Source organism: Streptomyces sp. NBC_01351, assembly GCF_036237315.1.
GTDB lineage: Bacteria > Actinomycetota > Actinomycetes > Streptomycetales > Streptomycetaceae > Streptomyces.
Window position 1 is genome coordinate 4,626,594 of the sequence record NZ_CP108356.1, and the last position, 22,925, is coordinate 4,649,518.

Here is a 22,925-nt window from a genome sequence, read left to right on the forward strand (position 1 = left end):
GATTCGCGGGCGAAGCGGCGGCTTCGTCCAAAGAGAACTGCGGGGTGGGTCCGGCGCCGGCGCGAACAGCACGCAGGTGCGCGGGGACCATCGTTCCGAATGGCGGAGCCGGATGCAAGGGCAGATGCACGTGCACGCGCCGGACCTGTCCGCTCCCGTGACGGTTCTTGCTCATTTCTTCCTACGCATACTTACGGACTTCTTTTACGGGCGGCGGGATTCCGTTACAGAACGAGTACGGGCCGATGCGTTTTGGTGGCAGACTGCGGCCCCTGGGGTGCGGGGGCCCCTCGACGCGCACGCATGCCAATTGCGATGGGGAGGGCAGTACTAGTGACCGCAGAAGCCAGCGGTTCCGTGGTGCGCCGCATCCTCCTGGGCTCCCAGCTCAGGCGACTCCGAGAATCCCGCGGCATCACCCGCGAGGCGGCCGGCTACTCGATCCGCGCATCCGAATCGAAGATCAGCCGCTTGGAGTTGGGAAGGGTGAGCTTCAAGGCCAGAGACGTGGAGGACCTCCTCACGCTCTACGGAGTCATGGACACCACCGAGCGCGAGTCCCTGCTGGGACTGGTCCGCGAGGCCAACGCGACGGGCTGGTGGCACAGTTTCGGCGACGTGCTGCCCGGGTGGTTCCAGACCTACATCGGCCTGGAGGGCGCGGCGTCGCTCATCAGGATCTACGAAGTCCAGTTCGTGCACGGCCTGTTGCAGACCGAGGCCTACGCGCACGCCGTCGTCAGCCGCGGGATGCCCGGCGCCACCCCCGCCGAGATCGACCGCCGCGTCGCGCTGCGCCTGGAGCGTCAGAAGGTCCTCGTCTCCGAGAGCGCCCCGGTCTTCCACGCCGTCCTCGACGAGGCCGCGCTGCGCCGCCCCTACGGCGACCGCGACGTCATGCGCGGGCAGTTGGAGCACCTCATCGAGGTCTCGCAGCGGCCCAACGTGCAGCTCCAGGTGATGCCCTTCTCCTTCGGCGGTCACGCGGGCGAGAGCGGAGCGTTCACCCTGCTGCGCTTCCCCGAGTCCGACCTCCAGGACATCGTCTATCTGGAACAGCTCACCAGTGCCCTCTACCTCGACAAAGAAGAGGAAGTGGGGCAGTACGAGCGGGCCATGGCGCGACTCCAGCACGACTGCCCGGACCCGGACCGGACCCGGGATCTTCTTCGCGGCCTGCTCCAACTGTCTTGATTCGCACGTACTATGACGCCTGATCAGTGCATGACGACCGATCGGTCTCCGGTGCAGCGCAAGGGTGCGCGCTCGCAGTAAGGGATGGCATGTCCATATTCGGCGAACTCGCTCACCAGTACATCGACGGCGAATGGCTGGCCGGCAACGGTTCCTGGGACATCATCGACGTCAACCCCTACAACGGGGAGAAGCTCGCCGCCATCACCGTGGCCACCGTCGAGCAGGTGGACCAGGCCTACCGCGGCGCCGAGCGCGCCCAGCGCGAGTGGGCCGCCACCAGCCCGTACATCAGACGTGAGGTCCTGGAACGCGCCCTGCGGATCACCGAGGAGCGCGAGAAGGAGATCGTCGAGGCGATGATCGACGAGCTCGGCGGGACCCGTCCCAAGGCCGAGTACGAGGTGTACCTCGCCAAGGAGTTCATCCGCGAGGCGATCCAGCTCGCCGTCCGCCCCGAAGGCCGGATCCTGGCCTCGCCGGTCGCGGGCAAGGAGAACCGGGTCCAGCGGCTGCCCGTCGGCGTCGTCACCGTGATCAGCCCCTTCAACTTCCCCTTCCTGGTCACCCTGAAGTCGGTCGCCCCCGCCCTGGCGCTGGGCAACGCGGTCGTCATCAAGCCGAACCAGAACGCGCCCGTCGTCGGCGGCGGGGTCATCGCCAAGATCTTCGAGGAGGCGGGCCTCCCGGCCGGCCTGCTGAACGTCCTGGTCACCGACATAGCCGAGATAGGCGACGCGCTCCTGACCCACCCCGTCCCCAAAGTGATCTCCTTCGCGGGATCCGACCGGGTCGGCCGGCACGTCGGCGCGGTCGCCGCCCGCCACTTCAAGCGGACGGTCCTGGAGCTCAGCGGCAACAGCGCGCTCGTCGTCCTCGACGACGCGGACCTCGACTACGCGGTGGACGCGGCCGTCTTCAGCCGCTTCGTCTACCAGGGCCAGGTCTGCATGGCCGCCAACCGGATCCTCGTGGACGCGGCCGTCGCGGAGGAGTTCACCGCGAAGTTCGTCGCCAAGGTCCGCTCCCTGAAGACGGGCGACCCGCACGAGCCCGACACCCACATCGGCCCGCTGATCAATTCCTTCCAGGCCGACGCCCTCACCGCGCTCGTGGACCGCGCGATCGAATCCGGCGCCAAGGCCCTCGTACGAGGCTCTACGCGCGGCAACCTCGTCGAGCCGACGGTGCTCGCCGGCCTCCCCGAGGACTCCCCGCTGCTGGCCCAGGAGATCTTCGGCCCGGTGGCCCTGCTCGTGGTCTTCGACGGCGAGGACGAGGCGGTACGGCTCACCAACGCGACCCCGTACGGCCTGAGCGGCGCCGTGCACAGCCGGGACGTGGAGCGCGGCGTCCGCTTCGCCCAGCGGATCGAGACGGGGATGATCCACGTCAACGACTCCACCATCGGCGACGAGCCCCTCGCGGCCTTCGGCGGCGAGAAGGCCTCTGGCCTGGGCCGGCTGAACGGCGAGGCGACCGTCGAGGCCTTCACCACGCAGAAGTGGATCTCGGTCCAGCACGGCCGGAGCCAGTTCCCGTTCTGACCCTCCACTGGGCCTAAACTCGACCGGGCGTACGCGGCGCCGCCCGGGGGAGATCGAGTTGAGCAACATACCGGAGACCGGCCGGACCCCTCGGGTCCAGAACCGGCTCGTCGTCATCCAGATCGTCGTCTTCTCGCTGCTCCTCACCCTGGGCGGACGCCTCTGGTACCTCCAGATACGCAATGGCCAGGAGTACACGGACGAGGCGAAGAACAACCACGTCCAGCAGGTGGTCCAGCCGGCCGTGCGCGGCTCCATCCTCGACTCGCGCGGGGTTCCGCTCGCCGACAACGCGACCCACCTCGTGGTCTCCGCCAGCCGTACCGAACTGCTGACCATGAAGGACAAGGGCAAGGAAGTCCTCACCCGGCTCGCCGGGGTCCTCGGCATGGACCCGCAGGAGACCATCGACAAGGTCAGGCTCTGCGACTCCCAGACGAAGCAGCCCTGCTGGAACGGCTCCCCGTACCAGCCGATCCCCGTCACCGACGAGGCCACCACCGAGCAGGCCCTGCAGATCCGCGAGCACCCCGAGGACTTCCCCGGCATCACCGCCGAGCCCACCGCCCTGCGGCGCTACGCGGCACCGGACCAGGCCAACACCTCCCAGGTGCTCGGCTACCTCTCCCCGGTCACCGACGAGGAGATCACCAAGGCGAAGAACTCGGACTCCCCCTACCTGCGCTCCGACCAGGTCGGCCGCTCCGGCCTGGAGCGCACGTACGACAAGGAGCTGCGCGGCAAGGCGGGCATCACCCGCTACGAGGTGGACAACCTCGGCCGGGTCATCGGCCAGGGCGAGACCGACCCGGCGCGGTCCGGCTCGAACATCGTGACCTCGATCGACTCCCGGGTGCAGGCCGTCGCGGAGCGCGAGCTGAACAACGCGATGATCGAGGCCCGCAAGACGCTCGACAAGAACAACACCGGCAGGAACTACGAAGCCGACTCGGGCTCCGTCGTGGTCATGGAGACCAAGACCGGCCGCGTCGTGGCGATGGCCTCGAACCCGACCTACGACCCGAACGCCTGGGTGGGCGGCATCTCCGCGAAGGACTACGCCAAGCTCACCGACAAGGAGTCGAACTATCCGCTGCTGAACCGGGCCATCCAGGCCCAGGCGGCCCCCGGCTCCATCTTCAAGGTGGTCAGCTCGACGGCCGCCGTGAACGCCGGATACTCCTTCAACGCGCGCTACCCCTGCCCCAGCTCGTACTCGGTCGGCAGTCAGACCTTCACCAATTTCGAGTCCCAGGGCTACGGCGACATCACCATCGGCAGGGCCCTGGAGGTCTCCTGCGACACGGTGTACTACCTCCTCGCCGACCAGGAGTGGAAGAAGGACGGCGGCATCAACCCGAAGAAGAACCCGAACGACTGGTTCTTCAAGACCGCCCACGACTTCGGGCTCGGCCAGCGCACCGGCATCGACCTGCCGAACGAGGTCCCCGGCCGGATCCCCGACCGCAAGTGGAAGCAGGACTTCTTCGAGGCCAACAAGGCCGCCTGGTGCCGCGACGGCAAGAAGAACGGCACCTTCGCCGAGAAGATCGCGTACGAGAACTGCCGGCAGGGCAACCAAATGCGCGAGGGCGACGCCATCAACTACTCGATCGGCCAGGGCGACACCCTCGTCACGCCGATCCAGATGGCCTCCGTCTACGCGGCCATCGCCAACGGCGGCACGCTCCACCACCCCAGCGTCGGCAAGGCGATCGTCAGCGCCGACGGGACGTCGGTGCAGGAGATCGCGCCGAAGGTGCAGGGCAAGCTGCCGATGGACGCCAAGACCCGGAACAGCATCGACGCGGCCCTCGCCGGCGTGGCCACCGACGGCAGCGCCGCCTGGCGCTTCGGCGGCTGGCCGCAGAAGCAGATCCCCATGCACGCCAAGACCGGCACCGCCGAGGTCCAGGGCAAGCAGACCACCTCCTGGTTCGCCTCGTACACCGAGGACTACGCGATCGTCATGACGATCTCCCAGGGCGGCACCGGCTCGGGCGCGTCGGGACCGGCGGTCCGCAAGATCTACGAGGCGATGTACGGGCTCGACCCGACCGGCAAGCAGGACCTCACGAAGGCCCTGCTGCCGAAGCCGGCCACCGTGCTGCCGGTGATCCGTCCGGACGGGGAGATTTCGGCCAATTGAGAGCCGGTCGGCGATCGACCGGGATTGCGGACAGAACCTGACCGCAATGCTCCGTAGCGTGTGGGGTGTCAGGAAGAAACACCCGGGCGGCGACAACGCCCCACACGCTTAAGGCGGTCGGTCATGGCTCAGATCTCCACCGAGGTTCTCGGCGACGAGCGCGGCACGCTCCTCGCCTTCGTCGAGGCCCAGCGCACGGCGATCCGCGAAACCCTCCTCGGAATGACCGAGGGGCAGGCCGCGAGCCGCCCCAGCGCCAGCGAGCTGACCCTGTCCGGGGTGCTCAAGCACGTGGCCGAGGTCGAGCTGACGTGGCTGCGGATGGCCCAGCAGCAGCCCAACGAGCGGCAGCGCGGCATGGACACCTGGGCCGACATGTTCCGCCTGACCGAGGGCGAGTCGGTGCCGGGCGTCCTGGCCTTCTGGGACGGGGTCCGCAAGGAGACCGAGGCCTTCATCGCCGCCGTCCCCAGCCTGGACGAGACCTTCCCGCTCCCGGAAGCCCCCTGGTTCCCCAAGGACGGCAAGGTCTCGATGCGCTGGATGCTCCTGCACCTGGTGGAGGAGTTCGCCCGGCACGCCGGCCACGCGGACATCGTCCGCGAATCCATCGACGGGACCAAGGCCATGGGTTGAGTAGCCTGGGCCGCATGTCAGCGATCCGGCTCCTCGTCCTCGGTGCGGTCCGTCAGCACGGGCGGGCCCACGGCTACCAGGTGCGCAACGACCTGGAGTACTGGGGCGCCCACGAGTGGTCGAACGCCAAGCCCGGGTCGATCTACCACGCGCTGAAGCAGATGGCGAAGCAGGGCGTGCTGCTCGCGCACGAGGTGGCTCCGAGCGTGGCCGGCGGGCCGCCGCGCACCGAGTACGAGGTGACGGGCGCCGGCCGCGAGGAGTACTTCAAGCTGCTGCGCGAGGCGCTGGCGGCGTACGACCAGAAGACGGACGTGCTGTCGGCGGCGCTCGGCTTCATGGTCGACCTGCCGCGGGCCGAGGTGCTGGCGCTGCTGGGGGAGCGGCTGGCGAAGCTGGCGGGCTGGCGCTCGGCGGTGACGGAGCACTACACCCCGGAGGGCGGGCCCGAGGTCCTCGGCCACATCGGCGAGATCATGCACATGTGGGTCCACTCCGCGGAGGCCGAGGCGGAGTGGACGCGGGGGCTCATTGCCCGGATCGAGGAGGGGGCGTACTCCTTCGCGGGCGAGGGCGGGGAGCCGTTCGTCGGGGTGCTGGCGGAGGGCCAGGAGAACCCGTACGCGACCTCGTAGGTCTAATCAAGTTTGACTAGTCCGGAGACGGGCAGTAGCTTTACCGATCCCACTATTCAAATTTGACTAGAAGGAGTCGCGTTGGCGATCTTCGTCGAAGGTGTCCACAAGCGGTACGGGGACAAGCACGCCCTGGCCGGACTCGACCTGGAGGTGCGGCCCGGGACGGTCCAGGCGGTGCTCGGCCCCAACGGCGCGGGCAAGACCACGGCGGTCCGGGTCATGAGCACCCTGCTCCGCCACGACGAGGGCGTGGTCCGGGTCGCAGGCCACGACGTACGGACGGACGCGGCGGCCGTCCGCGCCCGGATCGGACTGCTCGGCCAGCACGCGGCGCTCGACGAGGAACTGGACGGGCGGCAGAACCTGGAGATGTTCGGGCGCCTCCACCACCTGGGCGCGCGGCGGGCCGGGGCCCGGGCGGACGAGCTCCTCGAACGCTTCGGCCTCGCGGACACCGGCCGCAAGCCCGTGGGCCGCTACAGCGGCGGCATGCGGCGCCGGCTCGACCTGGCCGCCTCGCTGATCACCGACCCGGAGGTGCTGTTCCTCGACGAGCCGACCACCGGGCTCGACCCGCGCGGCCGCGCCGAGGTGTGGAGCGCGGTCCGCTCCCTGGTCGGCGGCGGCACGACCGTCCTGCTGACCACCCAGTACCTGGAGGAGGCCGACCAGTTGGCCGACCGCATCGCCCTGATCGACGCCGGCCGGGTCGCGCAGGAGGGCACCGCCGACGAGCTGAAGGCGCTGGTCGGGCCGGACCGGATCTTCGTCGTCCTGCGGGACGCGGCCCAGCTGGCGCGGGCGGCGGAGCTGCTGCCGGACCCCACCGTGGACCAGGACACCCTGACCCTCGGCTTCCCCGTACGGGACCGCATGGCCGGCCTGGCCCTGACCCTGCGGACGCTGGAGGAGGCGGGCATCGAGGCGGCCGACCTCTCGGTCCGGCGCCCCACGCTCGACGAGGCCTTCCTGCACCTGACCAGCCCCGCCGACGCCGCGGAGGTGGCCGCATGAGCACGACTTCGGTGTGTTCGGCGTCTTCGGTGTACCGGGCGTCCTGGGTGGTCTCGGACTCCTGGACCATGACCCGGCGCGAGCTCGCGCACTGGGCGCGCCAGCCGGTGCAGGTGGTCATCGGCCTGGTCTTCCCCGTGATGATGCTGCTGATGTTCGGCTTCCTCGTCGGTGGCGGGCGCGGCATCGACGGCGAGTACGTCGAGTTCCTCGTACCGGGGATGTTCGTGCTGACCATGGCCTTCGGCCTGGAGGCGACGATGACGGCCCTCACCCGGGACCTCGGCAAGGGGGTCATCGACCGCTTCCGCGCCATGCCGATGTCCCCCTCCGCGGTGCTCGTCGGCCGCAGCCTGGCCGACATGCTCCAGTCGGCGCTGGGACTGGCCGTCCTCGCCGGGGTGGGCCTGCTGCTCGGCTGGCGCTGGCACGGTTCTGCGGCCGCCGCGCCGGCCGCCTTCGGGCTGCTCCTGCTGCTGCGGTTCGCCATGCTGTGGATCGGCATCCACCTGGGCATGGTCGCGGGCCGGCCGGAGCTGGTGCAGGCGGTCCAGATCCTGGTGTGGCCCGTCGGGTTCCTCTCCAACGCCTTCGCCACGCCGCAGTCGATGCCCGGCTGGCTCGGTGCGGTGGTCGAATGGAACCCCATGTCGGCGACGGGCACCGCGATCCGTGAGCTGTTCGACAACCCGGCGGCGGTCTCCCCGTCGTGGGCCTCGGACCACGCCGCGCTGCTGGCCGTCGGCTGGCCGGTGCTGCTGCTGGCGGTCTTCGTCCCGCTGGCACTGGGCCGCTACCGGGGCCTGAGCAGGTAGGACGCGGAAGGACTTGCACCTCACGCCGCGTGAGGGCCCACAGTGAAGGGCGTACCCAACCAGGAGGAGGGGGAAGGACATGGGCTACTCCGTGGGCCAGGTCGCCGGATTCGCCGGAGTCACGGTGCGCACGCTGCACCACTACGACGAGATCGGTCTGCTCTCGCCGAGCGGCCGCAGCCACGCGGGTCACCGGCGGTACGACGACGCCGACCTGGACCGGCTGCAGCGGATCATGTTCTACCGGGAGCTCGGCTTCCCCCTCGACGAGGTCGCGACCCTGCTGGACGACCCGGAAACGGATCCGCGGGAGCATCTGCGCCGGCAGCATGCCCTGCTGACCGACCGGATCGACCGGCTCCAGCAGATGGCCAAGGCCGTTGAGCACGCCATGGAGGCGAAGAAGATGGGCATCAACCTCACGCCCGAGGAGAAGTTCGAGGTCTTCGGGGACTTCGACCCCGACGAGCACGCCGAGGAGGCCGAGCGCCGCTGGGGCGACACGGACGCGTACAAGGAGTCGGCGCGCCGGACCGCCTCGTACACCAAGGAGGACTGGCAGCGGATCCAGGCCCAGGAGCAGGACATCAACCGCCGGTTCGTCGCCCTGCTGGAGGCCGGCACGCCCGCGGACTCCGAGCAGGCCATGGACCTCGCGGAGGAGCACCGCGGCTGGATCAACGGCAGCTACTACTTCTGCACGTACGAGATCCACACCTGCCTCGGTGAGATGTACGTCGCGGACGAGCGGTTCACGGCGCACTACGACGGGGTCCGGACGGGCCTGGCGGTGTTCGTGCGCGACGCGATCATGGCGAATGCCGTGCGCAAGGCGTAGGCGAATCGTCACGCACGCGACCCCCTCCGGACTCTGGAACCGGGCGGGGGTCATGTGCGTTGATAATTGAGACCGCCCGCCCGCAGTACGCCCCCCTCATCCAGGAGAGTCCGGAAACCGTGTACCAGCTTGCGCTCGGCCCTGAGTGGCTGTCCCCGGACTATCTGATCTCGCACTTCGGTCTGATCGGCATCCTGGTCATCGTCTTCGCGGAATCGGGACTCTTCGCGTTCCTGCCCGGCGATTCCCTACTGTTCACGGCGGGTCTCCTGGTCGCGAACGGCGAGTACATCAAGCAGCCGCTGTGGCTGGTCTGCACCCTGATCGTGATCGCCGCGATCGTCGGTGACCAGGTCGGCTACATGATCGGCAAGTACTTCGGCCCGAAGCTCTTCAACAGGCCGCAGTCGAAGCTCTTCAAGCGGGAGAACCTCGACAAGGCGCACGAGTTCATGGACAGGCACGGCCCGAAGGCCATCGTGCTCGCCCGCTTCGTGCCGATCATCCGGACCTTCGCGCCGATGGTCGCGGGCGCCGGCTCGATGAGGTACCGCACCTTCCTCACGTACAACGTCATCGGCGGCATCGGCTGGGGCGCGGGCATCACGATCGCCGGCTACTGGCTCGGCCAGATCGAGTTCATCAAGGAGAACATCGAGCCGATCCTGATCCTGATCGTCCTGCTCTCCCTGATCCCGGTGATCTTCGAGGTCCTCAAGGCCCGCAAGGAGAACAAGGCGCAGGCCGCCGAGGCCCTCTCCGAGGGCGACGACCCGCAGGCCCCCGGTCAGCGCCGCCGCCACGCCAAGCGCTAGCCACGTTCGGCCTCGCCGGCGTTTGAGGCGCGGGGTACGGGGCGGAGCCGCGGATCCGTAAGCAGCACCGCCAGACGGCCTCAGCCACCACGTACGCCCCCGCAAGGGCTCACCCGAGCCCGGTGGGGGCGTACGTGTACCCGTACGGGCGCTAGAAGCCCCGGGTCCGCTTCGCCGCACGGCGCTTGGCGGCGCTCGCGGCGCCCGGGATGCGCATGAACAGCCGCGAGGTCTCCGCGCCCAGGTTGACGCCGATCGCGATGGCCAGGGCGATGGCCGCGGCGTTCACCAGCGAGCCCAGTCCCTCGTTCAGCCGGTCCTCGGCGATGAGCAGCAGCCCGTAGTACGTGGCGGAGCCGGGCAGCAGCGGCCCGATCGCGGCCGTGACGTACGGCAGGGCGGACGCGAAGCGGTAGCGGGAGAAGAGCTGCCCGAAGAGGCCGACGAGCCCGGCCGCGACGGCCGTGGACGGTACGGGCGGGATGCCGCCGGCGTAGTGCAGGGCCCCGAAGGTCACCCAGGCCACCCCGCCGTTCAGCGTCACGATCCACACGGTGGAACGTTCCTGCTGGAGCAGGATCGCGAAGGTGAAGACCAGCACCATCGAGGCCGCGATCTGGATCAGCGGCCGCTGGGTGATCTGCAGGACCTCCTCCGGTTTGGGGGCGGCGCCGAGCTGCAGGCCCAGGTAGAGCACGACCAGCACGCCCATGATGATGCCGATGAAGAGGTACATGACCTCCAGCAGCCGGGCGGACGCGGTGATGTAGTAACCGGTCAGCCCGTCCTGCACGGCGGCCACCAGGGCCCGTCCGGGGAGGAGGGCGAAGAGCCCGCCGGTGATCACGGCGGAGGCCTTGATGTCCTGGATCTCGGCGAGCTTGAGGGCCACCCCGAACGCGGCGGGCGGCATCGCGGCCACCACGAACTGGTAGAACTCCGGCAGCCCGCGGCCGGCGCACAGCCATGCCAGCCGGTCGCCGAGGACGGCGCCGAGGGCCGCCGCGAAGAACACGACGACCCCGCCGCCGACGAGGGTGGAGGCGGCCCCGGCGAGCAGCCCGGCGGCTGCCGTGAGCACCCAGGTGGGGTACGGGTGCCGGTTGCGGCGGATCTCCGCGAGGCGCCGGTAGGCGTCCTCCAGGGAGATGTCGAACTCGTGGTGGCTGATGTCGTCCACGAGCCGGTACACGGCCGCCAGGCGGGTGTAGTCGGTGCCCCTGCGGCGTACGGTCCGGCTCGCCGAGACCGGGTCGTCCACGAGGGAGGGCTGGTGGGTGATCGACAGCATCGTGAACGTGACGGTGGGCTCGCAGCGGTCCAGCCCGTAGGAGCGGGCCACCGCGAACATGGCGGCCTCCACGTCCTCGGAGCCCTCGCCGCCGGCGAGCAGCAGCTCCCCGATGCGCAGGGTGAGGTCGAGCACGCGTCCCACGGGGGGCCCGGCCTCGCTCGGCTTCTGCACGAGGTCGGGTACGGGGCGCACGTCGACCGGCATGCGCAGCATCGTGCGCATGCGGTCCTGCCAGGGGGACTCCTTCATCCGGGCGACGGGGAAACCCTGGCCGGGGGTGTAGGCGGGCGGGGACTGCGCGGCGCTGTAGGTGGCCGGTGGCCGGAACGCCGACCCCTCGGGCCCGGGCTGCACTGGTTCGGTGCCCGCGGGAAGGGCGAACTCCGAGGTGGGCTGGTCCTCCTCGGGAACCTCCGGCTGCATCCCGGGCGGCGGCGTGAACGCGCTCCGGGCCTCGTCGGACTGGGGCTTGCGGTCCTCCACCCCATCGGATTCCGCCACGCGCCCTCCAGTCCGTGATCACCTGCCGTATCAGTATGCGGAACCGTTTCCTCCCCGGCCATGGCGGGCTGGAAGAACCAGCCCCGCCAGGGGGCACTCCCCCAGCCTTCGGCCGGGGGGACCCCCACCCAGCGGTAGCTGGGGGAGTTTGAGGCGTGGGGGTCCCCCCGGACGGAGTCTGGGGGAGGGTGTGGGGCGGAGCCCCACGTGCTCAGGCGCAGCCGGCCCGGAACGCGACAGCGGGCGGCACCCCCGAGGGGGTACCGCCCGCTGTGTCAGCAGCTACCGAGCGGAGCTCAGTGGTGGCCGCCGGAAGCCTCGAGGCGCTTGTACGAGGCCTCGATCTCGGCCTCGGCCTCGGTGCGGCCCACCCAGTTCGCGCCCTCGACCGACTTGCCCGGCTCCAGGTCCTTGTAGACCTCGAAGAAGTGCTGGATCTCCAGGCGGTCGAACTCGGACACGTGGTGGATGTCGCGCAGGTGCTCGACACGCGGGTCGGAGGCCGGCACGCACAGCAGCTTGTCGTCGCCGCCCGCCTCGTCCGTCATGCGGAACATGCCGATGGCGCGGCACTTGATCAGGCAGCCCGGGAACGTCGGCTCGTCAAGGATGACCAGCGCGTCCAGCGGGTCGCCGTCCTCGCCGAGGGTGTTCTCGACGAAGCCGTAGTCGGCCGGGTAGCTGGTCGAGGTGAAGAGGCGACGGTCCAGACGGATCCGGCCGGTCTCGTGGTCCACCTCGTACTTGTTCCGCGAACCCTTGGGGATCTCGATGGTGACGTCGAACTCCACGTCCTGCTCCTCCATGATCAGCTTCAGCGGTCTGAAGCCTGAATTGCTCGAGTGATAGCGCGTCCGGCCCAGCCGCCCCCAGCTGACGCTGGGTGGGGGTCCCCCCGGCCGAAGGCTGGGGGAGTGCCCCCAGCCGGTGGGGTGCCATGCTCGCGGCAAGACGCAGTGGTTAAGTGTCCCTCACGCATATGTGTGATCGCGAAAGGGGCTGGTCCGAGGTGCCATTGGTCAGAACGTGGCAGCTCATCGCGGGGTCCGCCGTAGCCGGCCTCGCGTTGTCGGCCGCCGTGGTGGCCTCCGCCGGTCCCTGGGACTCCGGCCAGCGTAAGGCCGAGCGGGACAGAGCCGCCTCCTGGAGCCGTACGGGTGGCGCAGATCACGGTGCCGGACCCGGATCCGGGGCCCTTCCGCAGGCCGCGCCCAGCGCGCCCGGGGTGCTCGCGGGAGTCGGGGTCGGGTCCGCGCCCGCGCAGCAGGCCGCCCCCGCGGGGCTCGCCGCCGCGCTGAAGCCGCTGCTCGCCGACCCTGCCCTCGGCACCGTCCGCACCGCCTCCGTCGTGGACACAGCCACCGGGCAGGTGCTCTACGAGTCCGGGGCGCGGGAGCCGATGACCCCGGCCTCCACCATCAAGATCGCCACCGCCTTCGCGGCCCTGGCCGCCCTCGGGCCCGAGCACCAGATCCGGACCACCGTGACGACCGGCGCCGCCCCCGGCCAGATCGTCCTCGTCGGCGGCGGCGACCCTTCCCTCACCGCCAAGGACAAGAGCCCCGCCGGATCCGGCGGCAACCTCGTCGCCCTCGCCCGGGACACCGCGCAGGCCCTCAAGGCCGCCGGCACGGACACCGTGACCCTGGGCTACGACGACAGCCTCTACACCGGCCCCGCCCGCCACCCGATCGGCGAGAACCCCAACCTCGCCCTCGTGACCTCCCTCGCCGCCGACGAGGGCCGCCTCGACGACTCCACCTCCGGCCCCGTGAAACGCGCCGAGGACCCCGCCAAGGAGACGGCCCGCGCCTTCTCCGCCCTGCTGGCGGAAGGCGGCATCAAGGTCACCGGCGCCCCCGCCAGGGCCAAGGCCCCGGCCGGCGTCCAGCCGCTCGCCGTCACCCTCTCCGCCCCCGTCTCCGGACTCGTCGAGCGGCTGCTGACCAACAGCGACAACGACATCGCCGAGGCCCTCGCCCGCCAGACCGCCCTCGCCTCCGGACAGCCCGCGAGCTTCGAGGGCGCCGAGAAGGCCGTCGCCGCCAGACTCGCCGCCCTCGGGGTGGACGTCGGCGGCTCCCGCTTCGCCGACGGCAGCGGCCTCAACCGAGCCGACAAGGTCAGCGCGGGCCTGCTGACCGCGCTCCTCGCGAAGGCCGCCGACCCTCAGCACCCGGAACTTCGGCCTGTCCTCACGGGCCTGCCCGTCGCCGGATTCACCGGCACCCTGCGCACCCGCAACTCCGGCAGCTCACCGGCGGCCGGCCTGCTCCGCGCCAAGACGGGCACCCTGAGCGGCGTGAACTCCCTCTCCGGCACCGTCGTCGACCGCTCCGGCCGGCTCCTCGCCTTCGCGTTCCTGACCGCGAACACCCCCGGCCCGGAGGGCGCGGAGAAGGCCCTCGACAAACTCGCCGCCGCGGTCGCGGCCGCACCGTAGGGGTCCGCCGAAGGGCCGGCCCACGTACCGTTGACGCATGACGAGCATCAGTGGTGCCGAGATGGTCGACTGGAACCTCGCGGTGGCGACCGCGACCCGACTGGTGCGACCCGGCCCGGAGGTCAGCCGGGACGAGGCACGAGCGGTGGTCGCGGAGCTGCGCGCGCACGCCAGGACCTCGGAACGGCACGTACGCGAGTTCACCCGGATGATCCCCGAAGGCGCGGCCTTCCCCGACACCCCCGTCCTCGTCGTCGACCGGGCCGGCTGGGTCAGGGCCAACGTGGCCGGCTTCCGCGAGCTGCTCCAGCCGCTCCTCGGCAAGATGCAGGACCGCCGCGCGGGCACCCCCGGCGCAGCCGTGCTCGGAGCCGTCGGCGGCAAGGTCACCGGCGTCGAACTGGGCATGCTGCTCAGCTTCCTGGCCTCCCGCGTCCTCGGCCAGTACGAGACCTTCGCGCCGGTCTCCCGCGACCTGCCCGGCTCCGCGGGCGGCGGCCGACTGCTGCTCGTCGCCCCCAACATCGTCCACGTGGAGCGCGAGCTGGAGGTCGACCCGCACGACTTCCGGCTGTGGGTCTGCCTCCACGAGGAGACCCACCGCACCCAGTTCACCGCCGTCCCCTGGCTGCGCGACCACCTGGAGGGCGAGATCCAGTCGTTCCTCGGCGCCACCGAGGTGGACCCGGTGACCGTCCTGGAACGCATCCGCGAGGCCGCCCAGTCCTTCGCCGGCGCCCGCCCCGACGCCGAGCGCGGCGACGAGGGCCGCTCGTTCGTCGAACTCGTACAGACCCCCGAGCAGCGCGAGGTCCTCGGCCGGCTCACCGCCGTCATGTCCCTGCTGGAGGGCCACGCCGACTACGTGATGGACGGGGTCGGCCCCCAGGTGGTGCCCTCGGTCGCCGAGATCCGCGAGAAGTTCCAGCAGCGCCGGGCGAGCGGGGCGGGCCGGCTCGACTCCGCCCTGCGCAAGCTGCTCGGCCTCGACGCGAAACTGCGCCAGTACCGCGACGGGGAGCGCTTCGTGCGCGCCGTCGTCGGCCAGGTCGGCATGGACGGCTTCAACCGCGTCTGGACCTCCCCGAACACACTCCCGACCAAGGCCGAGATCGCCCAGCCCGCCGACTGGGTGGCCCGTGTGCACCGCAAGGGGAGTGAAGAAGGCTGACTCAGGGGGCGTAAACATGTCTCACTGGGGGAAGCAGCGTCACCCGTCCGAGGGACCGTGAGCGCATGAAGGGCGTGCGATGCTCGGGGAACGGCTCGGTTCTGTCACCATCAACGCACTCTGAGTGACATCTCGATCCCGGCCATCACGCCTCGAGGCATCCGAACTCCGAACTCCATCGAAGGGCACCGGACATGGGTCCCCATCCTGCGGTCGCGGCGATACGCCTGGCGGTCCGCCGCGTACTCCACGACGTCCTCACCGACCTCACAGACCCTCGCACCACCCGGGGGCACCTCCCGGCGCCAGCCGGGGGAGGCACCCCGCCACTCGTCCTCGTCGCCTGCTCCGGCGGCGCCGACTCGATGGCACTCGCCTCGGCACTCGCCTTCGAGGCCCCCAAGCTCGGCATCCGGGCCGGCGGCATCACCGTCGACCACGGGCTCCAGCCCGGCTCGGACCAGCGCGCCGCCGAGGTCGTCACCCGCATGACCGCACTCCGCCTCGACCCGGTGGAGTCCGTCGCCGTGCGCGTCGGCCGCGACGGCGGACCCGAGGCCGCCGCCCGCGACGCCCGCTACGCCGCCCTCGACGAGGCCGCCGACCGGCTGGGCGCCGCCGCCGTGCTGCTCGGCCACACCCGGGACGATCAAGCCGAAACCGTCCTGCTCGGCCTCGCGCGCGGCTCCGGCATCCGCTCCCTGTCCGGCATGGCGGAGGTCTCCGGAGGCCCCGGCCGCAGCCACCGCTACCGCCGCCCCTTCCTCCAGGTCGACCGGCAGACCGCCCGCAAGGCCTGCATGGTCCAGTCCCTGGCCGTCTGGGACGACCCGCACAACCTCGACCCCGCCTACACCCGCTCCCGGCTGCGCCACGAGGGCCTGCCCGCGCTGGAGAAGGCCCTGGGCAAGGGCGTGGTCGAGGCACTGGCCCGCACCGCCCAGCTCTCCCGCGACGACGCCGACGCCCTGGACGCCTGGGCCGCCGACGCGGAGACCGGCGTACGGGACGAGGACGGCCGACTGGAGTGCGCCAAGCTGTACGCCCTGCCCCCGGCCGTCCGCCGCCGTGTGCTGCGCAGGGCGGTCGTCGCCGCCGGTTCCCCCGCAGGCTCCCTCTTCGCCCGCCACATCGAGGAAGTCGACCGGCTCATCACCGGATGGCGCGGTCAGGGCGCCATCAACCTGCCCGGCCGGGTCGAGGCCCAGCGGCAGGGTGGCAGACTGGTCATCCGGCAGGGCTGATTGGTGCTGAAACACGGCTGAGTCCTCCGGGGGCACCTCCCCGGAGCCCCGGCCGACAACGAAAGTGATGCGGGTGGACGAGAAGGACATGGGCAACGACCTCCAGTCGGTGCTCATCACCAAGGAAGAGATCGACGCGAAGCTCGCCGAGCTGGCAGCGAAGATCGACGCGGAGTACGCGGGCAAGGACCTGCTCATCGTCGGTGTGCTCAAGGGCGCCGTGATGGTGATGGCGGACCTGGCGCGCGCCTTGTCCACCCCGCTCACCATGGACTGGATGGCGGTGTCCTCGTACGGCGCCGGAACCCAGTCCTCGGGCGTCGTGCGGATCCTCAAGGACCTGGACACCGACATCAAGGACAAGCACGTCCTGATCGTCGAGGACATCATCGACTCCGGTCTGACGCTGTCCTGGCTGCTGTCGAACCTGGGCTCCCGCCAGCCGGCCTCCCTCAAGGTCGTCACGCTGCTGCGCAAGCCCGAGGCCGCGAAGGTCGCGATCGACGTGCAGTGGGTCGGCTTCGACATCCCGAACGAGTTCGTCGTGGGCTACGGCCTCGACTACGCGGAGAAGTACCGCAACCTGCCGTTCGTCGGCACGCTCGCCCCGCACGTCTACGGCGGCTGACCGCCGCAGCCCGCGAAGTTCGAAGCCCCCGGGGACCAGACGGGAACCTGGGGGCGATTCCCGCCGTTGGAGCAGGGAAAGCGGGTCTGTCAGCCGTACCACGAGGCCGCGGGTGACAATACAGAGGTACATTCCGAAGAACAGTCTTTACTCACAGCAGCATTTACCTACGGGCAGGAGGGACGGGGTGCTCTGCGCCCCGTATGGATGGACGTGAAGCGATACTTCCGTGGGCCGGTCATGTGGATCGTGCTGGCCGTCCTCGCCGTGGTCGTGTTGATGAATGTCGTCGGCTCCGGCGGCGGCTTCAAGTCGGTGGACACCAGCGAGGTCATCAAGGCGATCAACACTGGCCAGGTGGAGACAGCCAAGCTGACCACCGGCGACAGCCAGATGATCAAGATCGAGCTGAGCGAAGGCCAGAAGCTCGGCAAGCACGACGGCACCAAGTTCCAGGCCAACTACATCGGGGATCAGGGCGTCCAGCTCGCCCAGAACCTCCAGACCAAGTACGAAGCCGGTCAGATCCCCAAGGGTTACTCCGTGACCCCGGACAAGACCAGCCCGTTCCTGAGCGTGCTGCTCTCGCTGCTGCCGTTCGTCCTCATCGTCGTCGTCTTCCTGTTCCTGATGAACCAGATGCAGGGCGGCGGCTCCCGGGTCATGAACTTCGGGAAGTCCAAGGCCAAGCTCATCACCAAGGACACCCCGAAGACGACGTTCGCCGATGTCGCGGGCGCGGACGAGGCCGTCGAGGAACTCCACGAGATCAAGGAGTTCCTCCAGGAGCCGGCGAAGTTCCAGGCCGTCGGCGCCAAGATCCCCAAGGGCGTGCTGCTCTACGGCCCGCCCGGCACCGGAAAGACCCTGCTCGCGCGCGCCGTCGCGGGCGAGGCCGGTGTCCCCTTCTACTCGATCTCCGGTTCCGACTTCGTCGAGATGTTCGTCGGTGTCGGTGCCTCGCGTGTCCGTGACCTGTTCGAGCAGGCCAAGGCCAACGCCCCGGCGATCGTCTTCGTCGACGAGATCGACGCCGTCGGCCGGCACCGCGGTGCGGGTCTCGGCGGCGGTCACGACGAGCGCGAGCAGACCCTCAACCAGCTGCTCGTCGAGATGGACGGCTTCGACGTGAAGGGCGGCGTCATCCTGATCGCCGCCACGAACCGTCCGGACATCCTCGACCCGGCGCTGCTGCGCCCGGGCCGCTTCGACCGGCAGATCGCGGTCGACCGTCCGGACATGCAGGGCCGTCTGGAGATCCTCAAGGTCCACCAGAAGGGCAAGCCGGTCGCTCCGGACGTCGACCTGGGCGCGGTTGCCCGTCGTACGCCCGGCTTCACCGGTGCCGATCTCTCCAACGTCCTGAACGAGGCCGCGCTGCTCACGGCCCGCTCGGACAAGAAGCTGGTCGACAACCACGCCCTGGACGAGGCGATCGACCGCGTCGTGGCGGGTCCGCAGAAGCGGACCCGGATCATGTCGGACCGGGAAAAGAAGATCACCGCGTACCACGAGGGCGGACACGCCCTGGTCGCGGCGGCCTCCCCGAACTCCGACCCGGTCCACAAGATCACGATCCTGTCCCGCGGCCGGGCCCTGGGTTACACCATGGTCCTGCCCGACGAGGACAAGTACTCGACCACGCGCAACGAAATGCTCGACCAGCTGGCTTACATGCTGGGCGGGCGCGCGGCCGAGGAGCTGGTCTTCCACGACCCGACGACGGGCGCGGCGAACGACATCGAGAAGGCCACCGCCACGGCGCGGGCCATGGTCACGCAGTACGGCATGACCGAGCGTCTCGGTGCGATCAAGTTCGGCGGCGACAACACCGAGCCGTTCCTGGGCCGCGAGATGGCGCACCCGCGGGACTACTCGGAAGAGGTCGCGGCGCTGGTCGACGAAGAGGTCAAGAAGCTCATCGAGACCGCGCACAACGAGGCCTGGGAGATCCTCGTCGAGAACCGCGACGTTCTCGACAACCTGGTCCTCGCGCTGCTGGAGAAGGAAACGCTGAACAAGGAGCAGATCGCCGAGATCTTCTCGACGATCGTGAAGCGTCCGGCCCGCCCTGCGTGGACCGGCTCCTCCCGCCGCACCCCCTCCACCCGTCCGCCGGTGCTCTCTCCCAAGGAGCTCCAGCTGACGAACTCGGCGAACGGCACCTCGGCGGCCACGGCCGTCGCGCCGGTCTCCACGGAGAAGGGCATCGAGGTGGTCCCGGAGGACCGCCCCGAGGCCTGATCCACCCGGAATGGAAGCCGCGCCCCCCAGGTTCTAGCCTGGGGGGCGCGGCACTTTTATATGGCCGCGAGCGCTGTGCACACAGGAACGAGGATGAGATGACCGACCCAGTGACCCTGACCGGTGGAGAGGGCACGATCGGCGAGTTCGACGAGAAGCGCGCCGAGGCGGCCGTCCGAGAGCTCCTGATCGCGGTCGGCGAGGACCCGGACCGCGAGGGCCTCCTGGAGACGCCGGCGCGCGTGGCGCGGGCGTACAAGGAGATATTCGCCGGGCTGTACCAGACGCCCGAAGAGGTCCTGACGACGACGTTCGACCTCGGGCACGACGAGATGGTCCTGGTCAAGGACATCGAGGTCATGTCGAACTGCGAACATCATCTGGTGCCGTTCCACGGCGTGGCCCACGTCGGCTACATCCCGTCCACCGACGGCAAGATCACCGGCCTGTCGAAGCTGGCCCGCCTCGTGGACGTGTTCGCCCGCCGTCCCCAGGTACAGGAGCGGCTGACCACGCAGATAGCGGACTCCCTGATGGAGATTCTGGAGCCGCGCGGCTGCATCGTGGTCATCGAGTGCGAGCACATGTGCATGACGATGCGCGGCGTGCGCAAGCCGGGCGCGAAGACCATCACCTCGGCCGTCCGCGGCCAGCTCCGCGACCCCGCAACCCGCAACGAGGCGATGAGCCTCATCATGGCCCGTTAGTGGCAGATGATGCGGAACAGGTCTGGGAGCCGCTCAGCGAGGACGTCAGGCGCACCTTGGAGCTGATCCTCAGCGAGGACACCCCCGTGGTGCGGGCCTACCGGGCCCAGATCCCGCACACCATGATGACCGGCAGCTGCACCTGCGGGTGTCCCAGTACGTACCTACGGGTGGACCAGGATGCGGTCCCGGCGGCTTCGCCGGGGCAGGGACCCATTGTGGCCGCCGAGTCGCTGTGGAGCGCCGAGGGCGACTGGGTCGGCGAAGCCCTCGTCTTCGCGAACGGCTACCTGCACGACCTGGAGGTCTGCCACATGCCGGACCTGGGGCCGCTCGACCTGCCCCTGTGGCAGCGGATCGCCGACGTCTGACTCCCGGGTGGCCTACGCCCGGGCCGTGCCCTCCGGGGTGGTGTCCTCGTCCTCCGGGAGCTTCAGGACGTGCTCCAGGAAGAGGGCGGCCGCGATGACCGCCGCGCCCGCCAGGACCGAGAAGCCGGCGTACCAGGCCTGGTCGCGGCGGGCGGGGACGTCGAGGGCGTCGGTGAGCAGGAAGACGCCCACGCCGCCGTACATGCCCGCCACCAGGGCCGCAACGAGGGCGCTGGCCTGGCCGAAGACCACGGCGCGGGCCGCCATCAGCGGCTCCACGCCCTTGGCGCCCGGGCGCCGCTCGCGCTGGGCCTTCAGCCGGGCGCGCATGGACAGGGCCGTCGCGAGGAGGACCACCGCGATCACGGCCAGCACGATCGGGGCGGCCAGCGGGACGCCCGGCAGGCTGCCGTACGCGTTCCACAGCCGGGCGCCCGCCCACGACAGGACCCCGGCGACGGCGAAGATGCCCGCCAGGACCGCCGGCCTCAGTTGCTTCACTTGCCCGTTCCCCACTCTCGGCGACTCGCAGTCAACAGGCTCACATAGTTCCGTACGCATCCAAAGTGGTCGTGTGTGTTCAGCCCATGGTGTTCGTGTTGTGGCTGTCGAAGATGGGTTCGCGATTCGAGCGGGTGACCTTTCGCGATGAGAGTCGTTGATCGGATGAGAGCACATGGGCGGCAGGGGAGGGTGGGCGTGGGTCGGAAGGTGCCGCTCGCCGCGGGCGAGACCTCCCGCACGGCTTGCGCCCGTGGGCTCCTACGCACGGGCGTGGACGAGAAGACCGGTGAACTCCTGCTCACCGCCACGCTGGCGGAGCGGGTCGGCAGGTGCGTTGATCTGGTGTCCGGCATGGCCGACTCGCTCCTGGCTGCCCACTGGAATGCAATCGACGTGGACGTACTCGCCTCCGGTGAGGACGCCATGGGCCGCAAACTGCCATCGAACGCGTGGATGGCCCTGCGCAGGCTCGGCTGGACCGTCGGCCCGGCCGAGGGGATCCGCGTCAACGACCGGATCGTTCGCACGGCCCAGGAGACGGCCGGTCGCACTGCGCGCTCGGCGAAGTGGCGCGCAGACCTCACCGCCGCCGTAGTTGCGACCTGGCCAGCCGATCCGTCCAAGCGCACAACGGCGGAGTGGGAAGCCGTACGGGCTGCCGCACCCGGCGGAGAGTATCTGCCGTCCAGCGTCATCAAGGGGCGTACTCGGCAGGTCGCCGTGTTCGTCCGCGAGCACGGGCGGCTGCCGGTCGATGTGTTCGAGGCGGAAGCCGCACCCCGGCCGGCGCGCATGCTGCTGCTATCGGCGTGTGACGGGCAGCAGGCCACCATCGAACGGCACGATGACGATCCGGGCCGGATTTTGCTGCGGCTGCAACTGCCGACCCAGTCCGATCCGCGGTCGTACAAGGACTGGACATGGGTGTCCTGCCCGATCTCGCTTCCGCCGACGATTCCGGCCTCGGCCGTTCTGCACTTGCCCAACTTGCGGATCCGTCGAGGTCGCGTGCGAGCGGATCTCGCCTACACCCACGCCGTTCCCAAGACCGCCCGCACTGGGCATACCGTCGCGCTCGGTGTGGACTGGGGCCTGACCACCCTGCTCAGTGCCGGGGCTGCCCGTCTCCACGAGGACGGCACCATCACCGCCCTCGGCGCGCGTGGAATGTTCCGTGCTGCCGGTGTCCTCGCCAAACAGCACCGCCTCCGCCGCCTTGGCGAGCGTCTGGACGCGAAAGCCGACCGCTACGAGAGGCTCACCGGCGAGGCCGAGCAGCACCCGCTGAACAGGAAGCAGGCAGTCCTGGCCGATGAGATCCAGGCCGTGTCCGACCGAAGGTCGAACCTCAACGATGCACTCGCGTGGGCGGGCGCACGGTGGGCAGTGGATCAGGCCGTCACCGCTGGGGCGAGTGTCATCTACCTCGAAGACCTGCGGTCGATGGAAGCACGCGGTATGGGCCGCACCATGAACACCCGCCTGTCCCAAGTGGTACGCGGGCAGATCACCGACCGGGTACGGCACCTCGCCGCCGAAGCGGGCATCGCGGTGGTCACCGTCCCGGCCCGCAACACCTCCAAACACTGCCCTCAGTGCCTCACACCACTCAGGCACCGCAAGGCCCCCGACCGGCCCACCGTCCCGGGCTGGAAGTGGGCCCTGTGGCCCAGGCTGCAGGTGGCAAGGCGACCGCGATACCGGGGCGTGGAAACGCATCGCCGCACGCGGCCTCACCCACCAGGGCAAGACCGTGACGACCCGCGGCAACGGCACCATGGTGATTCGCTCCGTGATCGATGTGCTCGAAGCCGGGGCAGTCATCTCACCGACTGCCGACAAGATCAGCCGGAAGGACCGGTCCAAGACCGGACCCACCCGGCCACACACCTCACGCCCCGCGCCCAGGCGACGCAGGGCACCCTCCCCCACCAGACCCCACGGTCGGGCGGGCAAGCGTCCGGAGGGACACGCTCACACGGACCGGAAGCGGCTGCCCCGCGCAGCCAACCGGCACCAGGACGTGACGACGATCGGCCCACCCACCATCGGTCACCGACCACGAGGAACAGCACTGGGCGCAGGCTTCCACCTGCACGCCCACGCCACCCCTCCACAGTGGGGAATTCTCCCGCCGGACAATAGTCCTGGCCGGGGATCACTCAGCTGATC

General features: G+C 70.0%; 18 protein-coding genes and 2 pseudogenes. 17 read left to right on the forward strand and 3 right to left on the reverse strand.

What is annotated here, in order from left to right; genetic code table 11:
* Positions 1-315 precede the first annotated feature (315 nt).
* From OG625_RS21415 to OG625_RS21455, 9 genes and pseudogenes are all read left to right on the forward strand, one after another.
* On the forward strand, positions 316-1,194 hold the full coding sequence (locus OG625_RS21415; protein ID WP_329383489.1) for a helix-turn-helix domain-containing protein: 879 nt from the start codon (positions 316-318) through the stop codon (positions 1,192-1,194).
* Positions 1,195-1,283: 89 nt separating this feature from the next.
* The gene (locus OG625_RS21420) at positions 1,284-2,741 is read left to right on the forward strand and encodes an aldehyde dehydrogenase family protein (protein ID WP_329383492.1); all 1,458 of its coding nucleotides are present in this window, start codon (positions 1,284-1,286) and stop codon (positions 2,739-2,741) included.
* A gap of 58 nt (positions 2,742-2,799) precedes the next feature.
* Positions 2,800-4,884: pseudogene (gene mrdA, locus OG625_RS21425) on the forward strand (penicillin-binding protein 2); the annotation flags it as partial.
* Positions 4,885-5,013: 129 nt separating this feature from the next.
* Complete coding sequence (locus OG625_RS21430; RefSeq protein WP_329383495.1) at positions 5,014-5,526, forward strand: DinB family protein; 513 nt, start codon at positions 5,014-5,016, stop codon at positions 5,524-5,526.
* Between the two features lie 14 nt (positions 5,527-5,540).
* The gene (locus OG625_RS21435) at positions 5,541-6,161 is read left to right on the forward strand and encodes a PadR family transcriptional regulator (protein WP_329383498.1); all 621 of its coding nucleotides are present in this window, start codon (positions 5,541-5,543) and stop codon (positions 6,159-6,161) included.
* An 81-nt stretch (positions 6,162-6,242) separates the two neighbouring features.
* Entirely contained in the window at positions 6,243-7,178 is a 936-nt protein-coding gene (locus tag OG625_RS21440) for an ATP-binding cassette domain-containing protein (protein ID WP_329383501.1), read from the forward strand.
* Entirely contained in the window at positions 7,175-7,993 is an 819-nt protein-coding gene (locus tag OG625_RS21445; RefSeq protein ID WP_329383504.1) for an ABC transporter permease, read from the forward strand. Before OG625_RS21440 ends, OG625_RS21445 begins: the two co-directional genes overlap by 4 nt.
* Before the next feature lie 79 nt (positions 7,994-8,072).
* The gene (locus OG625_RS21450) at positions 8,073-8,831 is read left to right on the forward strand and encodes a MerR family transcriptional regulator (protein WP_329383507.1); all 759 of its coding nucleotides are present in this window, start codon (positions 8,073-8,075) and stop codon (positions 8,829-8,831) included.
* Positions 8,832-8,950: 119 nt separating this feature from the next.
* Positions 8,951-9,610, forward strand: a pseudogene (locus OG625_RS21455) (DedA family protein); the annotation flags it as partial.
* Positions 9,611-9,797: 187 nt separating this feature from the next.
* Here the strand turns inward: OG625_RS21455 and OG625_RS21460 are convergent.
* The gene (locus OG625_RS21460) at positions 9,798-11,441 is read right to left on the reverse strand and encodes a threonine/serine ThrE exporter family protein (RefSeq protein ID WP_329383510.1); all 1,644 of its coding nucleotides are present in this window, start codon (positions 11,439-11,441) and stop codon (positions 9,798-9,800) included.
* A gap of 296 nt (positions 11,442-11,737) precedes the next feature.
* Positions 11,738-12,232, reverse strand: coding sequence for an inorganic diphosphatase (locus OG625_RS21465; protein ID WP_329390831.1), 495 nt, complete (start codon positions 12,230-12,232; stop codon positions 11,738-11,740).
* Positions 12,233-12,450: 218 nt separating this feature from the next.
* On the opposite strand from OG625_RS21465, the gene dacB reads away from it, so the two are divergent.
* The 7 genes from dacB (at position 12,451) to OG625_RS21500 (ending at position 20,249) form a co-directional block, all read left to right on the forward strand.
* The gene (gene dacB, locus OG625_RS21470; protein WP_329383512.1) at positions 12,451-13,884 is read left to right on the forward strand and encodes a D-alanyl-D-alanine carboxypeptidase/D-alanyl-D-alanine endopeptidase; all 1,434 of its coding nucleotides are present in this window, start codon (positions 12,451-12,453) and stop codon (positions 13,882-13,884) included.
* A 37-nt stretch (positions 13,885-13,921) separates the two neighbouring features.
* A complete protein-coding gene (locus OG625_RS21475; protein WP_329383516.1) occupies positions 13,922-15,055 on the forward strand; it encodes a zinc-dependent metalloprotease in 1,134 nt (377 codons plus the stop codon).
* A gap of 194 nt (positions 15,056-15,249) precedes the next feature.
* On the forward strand, positions 15,250-16,299 hold the full coding sequence (tilS, locus tag OG625_RS21480) for a tRNA lysidine(34) synthetase TilS (RefSeq protein ID WP_329383519.1): 1,050 nt from the start codon (positions 15,250-15,252) through the stop codon (positions 16,297-16,299).
* Between the two features lie 67 nt (positions 16,300-16,366).
* Positions 16,367-16,927 (forward strand): hypoxanthine phosphoribosyltransferase, encoded by a 561-nt coding sequence (gene hpt / locus OG625_RS21485; protein ID WP_329383522.1) that lies wholly within the window; start codon positions 16,367-16,369, stop codon positions 16,925-16,927.
* Positions 16,928-17,134: 207 nt separating this feature from the next.
* On the forward strand, positions 17,135-19,171 hold the full coding sequence (ftsH, locus tag OG625_RS21490) for an ATP-dependent zinc metalloprotease FtsH (RefSeq protein ID WP_329383524.1): 2,037 nt from the start codon (positions 17,135-17,137) through the stop codon (positions 19,169-19,171).
* 98 nt (positions 19,172-19,269) lie between these two features.
* Positions 19,270-19,878 carry a GTP cyclohydrolase I FolE gene (gene folE / locus OG625_RS21495; protein WP_329383527.1) on the forward strand — a complete coding sequence of 203 codons (609 nt, stop codon included), beginning with the start codon at positions 19,270-19,272 and terminating at the stop codon, positions 19,876-19,878.
* Complete coding sequence (locus OG625_RS21500; protein ID WP_329383530.1) at positions 19,878-20,249, forward strand: hypothetical protein; 372 nt, start codon at positions 19,878-19,880, stop codon at positions 20,247-20,249. Before folE ends, OG625_RS21500 begins: the two co-directional genes overlap by 1 nt.
* 12 nt (positions 20,250-20,261) lie before the next feature.
* Here the strand turns inward: OG625_RS21500 and OG625_RS21505 are convergent, their stop codons facing one another.
* The gene (locus OG625_RS21505; protein ID WP_329383533.1) at positions 20,262-20,750 is read right to left on the reverse strand and encodes a DUF3180 domain-containing protein; all 489 of its coding nucleotides are present in this window, start codon (positions 20,748-20,750) and stop codon (positions 20,262-20,264) included.
* A 273-nt stretch (positions 20,751-21,023) separates the two neighbouring features.
* On the opposite strand from OG625_RS21505, the gene OG625_RS21510 reads away from it, so the two are divergent.
* Entirely contained in the window at positions 21,024-22,898 is a 1,875-nt protein-coding gene (locus tag OG625_RS21510; protein WP_329383536.1) for a transposase, read from the forward strand.
* Positions 22,899-22,925 lie beyond the last annotated feature (27 nt).

Excerpts from the sequence above, each read along its gene's own strand:
- OG625_RS21450 (WP_329383507.1), top strand. The coding sequence starts at position 8,073 with ATGGGCTACTCCGTGGGCCAGGTCGCCGGATTCGCCGGAGTCACGGTG.
- tilS (WP_329383519.1), top strand. The coding sequence starts at position 15,250 with ATGGGTCCCCATCCTGCGGTCGCGGCGATACGCCTGGCGGTCCGCCGC.
- OG625_RS21420 (WP_329383492.1), top strand. The coding sequence starts at position 1,284 with ATGTCCATATTCGGCGAACTCGCTCACCAGTACATCGACGGCGAATGG.
- OG625_RS21475 (WP_329383516.1), top strand. The coding sequence starts at position 13,922 with ATGACGAGCATCAGTGGTGCCGAGATGGTCGACTGGAACCTCGCGGTG.
- OG625_RS21430 (WP_329383495.1), top strand. The coding sequence starts at position 5,014 with ATGGCTCAGATCTCCACCGAGGTTCTCGGCGACGAGCGCGGCACGCTC.
- folE (WP_329383527.1), top strand. The coding sequence starts at position 19,270 with ATGACCGACCCAGTGACCCTGACCGGTGGAGAGGGCACGATCGGCGAG.
- OG625_RS21435 (WP_329383498.1), top strand. The coding sequence starts at position 5,541 with ATGTCAGCGATCCGGCTCCTCGTCCTCGGTGCGGTCCGTCAGCACGGG.
- OG625_RS21445 (WP_329383504.1), top strand. The coding sequence starts at position 7,175 with ATGAGCACGACTTCGGTGTGTTCGGCGTCTTCGGTGTACCGGGCGTCC.
- hpt (WP_329383522.1), top strand. The coding sequence starts at position 16,367 with ATGCGGGTGGACGAGAAGGACATGGGCAACGACCTCCAGTCGGTGCTC.
- OG625_RS21415 (WP_329383489.1), top strand. The coding sequence starts at position 316 with ATGGGGAGGGCAGTACTAGTGACCGCAGAAGCCAGCGGTTCCGTGGTG.
- ftsH (WP_329383524.1), top strand. The coding sequence starts at position 17,135 with ATGGACGTGAAGCGATACTTCCGTGGGCCGGTCATGTGGATCGTGCTG.